Annotated in this window: 3 protein-coding genes; all 3 read right to left on the bottom strand. The window is 37.7% G+C overall.

What is annotated here, in order from left to right:
* Positions 1–56: 56 nt before the first annotated feature.
* Complete coding sequence (gene tnpC, locus KM885_RS17600; protein ID WP_060669374.1) at positions 57–1,619, bottom strand: IS66 family transposase; 1,563 nt, start codon at positions 1,617–1,619, stop codon at positions 57–59.
* Between the two features lie 69 nt (positions 1,620–1,688).
* Positions 1,689–2,045: an IS66 family insertion sequence element accessory protein TnpB gene (tnpB, locus tag KM885_RS17595; protein ID WP_047185468.1), complete on the bottom strand. Its 357-nt coding sequence runs from the start codon at positions 2,043–2,045 to the stop codon at positions 1,689–1,691.
* Complete coding sequence (tnpA, locus tag KM885_RS17590; protein WP_047185469.1) at positions 2,035–2,355, bottom strand: IS66 family insertion sequence element accessory protein TnpA; 321 nt, start codon at positions 2,353–2,355, stop codon at positions 2,035–2,037. The genes tnpB and tnpA overlap by 11 nt, the downstream gene beginning before the upstream one ends.
* Between the last annotated feature and the right edge of the window lie 85 nt (positions 2,356–2,440).

Here is a 2,440-nt window from a genome sequence, read left to right as displayed (position 1 = left end):
GTAAGCGTCAAATAGCCCACACCTAGTATTAAGGTATGGGCTATTTTATACTCTAACTAAGATTTAATTTGAACTTTGACAGTTAATGGAATAGTCGTTGACCAAGGTAGGAGTTGATCCATCGCTTCTTCGTTTGTTGAATCAATGTTTGGCAACTGCTCAAATAGATACTTCAAATATTCAAATGGGCTTAGCCCATTCTCCTTTGCAGTTTCTACTATACTATAAATAATTGCGCTCGACTCAGCACCCTTTGGTGTATTACTAAACAAGAAATTTTTTCTTCCGATCACGAAAGGTTTAATAGAGCGCTCACTTCGGTTGTTATCAATTTCTAATCGCCCATCCTCTAAAAAGACGGTTAATTTATTCCATTGGTTTCGACAATATTTAATTGCTTTACCGAGGGCACTTTTCGGCAAGACTTTTGGTGTTTGCATTTTTAGCCATGTTGAAAAAGCCTCCAAAATTGGTTGGCTGCGTTTGATTCGTATTTCATAACGTTCCTTTGGAGTCTTATCCAGACACTTGCGTTCAATCGCAAATAATTGGTTACAATATTCCAATCCTTCGGTTGCAGTAACCTTTGATTTGTCTGCCTCTTTTGGCAAGGATTTTAATGCCTCATCAAACTTTCGCCTTGCATGGCTCCAACAACCAGATAAGGTGACATTAGGAAGACTATCGTAACCACCGTACCCATCGACATGCAAGTATCCCTTGAATTCCGATAGGAATCTTTTTGGATGTTTACTTGCTCGTGATCGTTGGTATTCAAATAGAATATTCGGTGGACGGTCACGTCCATTACGATAGAGCCACATATACGATTTCGAATCGGCTGATCGTCCTGGTTCTCGTAAAACTTGAACCGTAGTCTCATCTGCATGTAGAATATCTTCCTGCAAAAGATGATACTTCATTCGGTCATATATTTTGGACAACCAACGGTTGGCCCCCTCTACCATCCAATTGGCTAGTGTTTGACGAGAAAGGTTAATACCTAGATATTTTAATTGGCTTTCCTGTCGATATAAAGGTAGGCCTTCGGCATATTTTTGATTCATAATATAAGCAATAATTGAAGGTGAAGCATAGCTTTTCGGAAAAACAGGCAATGGCATTTTTGCCGTCACGATAGGAGTTTCTATCTCATCCTTTTCACATTGACGACAAGCATACACATGACGGACATGCCTTACGACTTTTACCTGAGCAGGTATCACTTGTAGTTCTTTTCGAATTTCTTCGCTCATTTTGTGTGTTTTATTACCGCAACACGAACAAACCTGTTCCTCAGGAGATAGTTCATATTCTATCGTCTCTATTGGCAGGTTTTCCATCAATTCTTCTCTTGTTTTCCGAGACTTCTTGCGTTGATATGTAATAGTATCAAGCGTAGGTTCTTCAATATTTAAATCAGCTGTATCTTCCGCCTCATTAAACAATGGTAGACTCATTTGATCGTCATTCGTTTTTTCACTGGAAACACCATATTTTTGTTTTTGAAGTAAGCGAAATTGCTCCTCATACCATTTTAGTTTTGCTTCCAACTCTTGATTGCGTTCTTTATAATATTCAATTGTGTGCTCATTATTGTTCTCTACTATTTTTTCCATAAATTAAGTATACGAAAAAGAACCCAACTTGACTAGTCGAATTCTTCCTATTTTAATAGATTATTTAATCTATAGAATGGTACGTGCTTTCACCTCTGGATGCGCCTGTTTTTGTTGTATAGGTAGTCCATCTAGTAACCAACGAAGTTGACGATAACTAATGTGCATTGGGGCCTCGTCCTTGTCAGAGGGCCAGTGGAATTTCCCACGTTCCAACCTGCGATAATGCAGCCAAAATCCATTATGTTCCCATTGAAGGATTTTTAATTTGTCTCGTTTTCGATTGCAAAATACAAATAGGCAAGGAGAGAAAGGATCGAGATCAAATCCCTCCTTGACAAGTACAGCTAATCCATCAATAGATTTTCGTAAATCAGTACTTCCACGCGCAAGATAAACACGCTCAATATTTGTCTCATTTAACATCTATTCTTAATGCCTTTACTACTTCTGAAAGAAGAGATGGATCGAATCCATGTTTAATTTCAATAGATGCTTGTCCTAATTTTATAAGGATAGAAGAATCTGGATTATTATCGTACTTATCTACCTCAACTGACAGCCACTTAGATGAAGTGTTATCAACTTTTGGATCAGTATTTAGTTTCTTCTTCCAGTAATAAAACTGGCTTTCATGTACATTATTCTCATCGCACCATTTAGCAATGCTTAGTCCACTTTGTTTGTACGAAGAAATGCGTTCTTCCCAAACTAGCCTTTTCTCTTTGCGTGTCATGAAAAAATCCCCCTTAAAGATTTTCTTAAGGAGATTATTACATAGCCCAATTAATATTAGAAGGTGGTCTATATTTGACGCTTAC

This window comes from Oceanobacillus caeni, from assembly GCF_019037185.1.
In the GTDB taxonomy this organism is placed as follows: Bacteria; Bacillota; Bacilli; order Bacillales; family Amphibacillaceae; genus Oceanobacillus; species Oceanobacillus caeni.
This window is presented reverse-complemented; position numbering and strand designations above follow the sequence as displayed.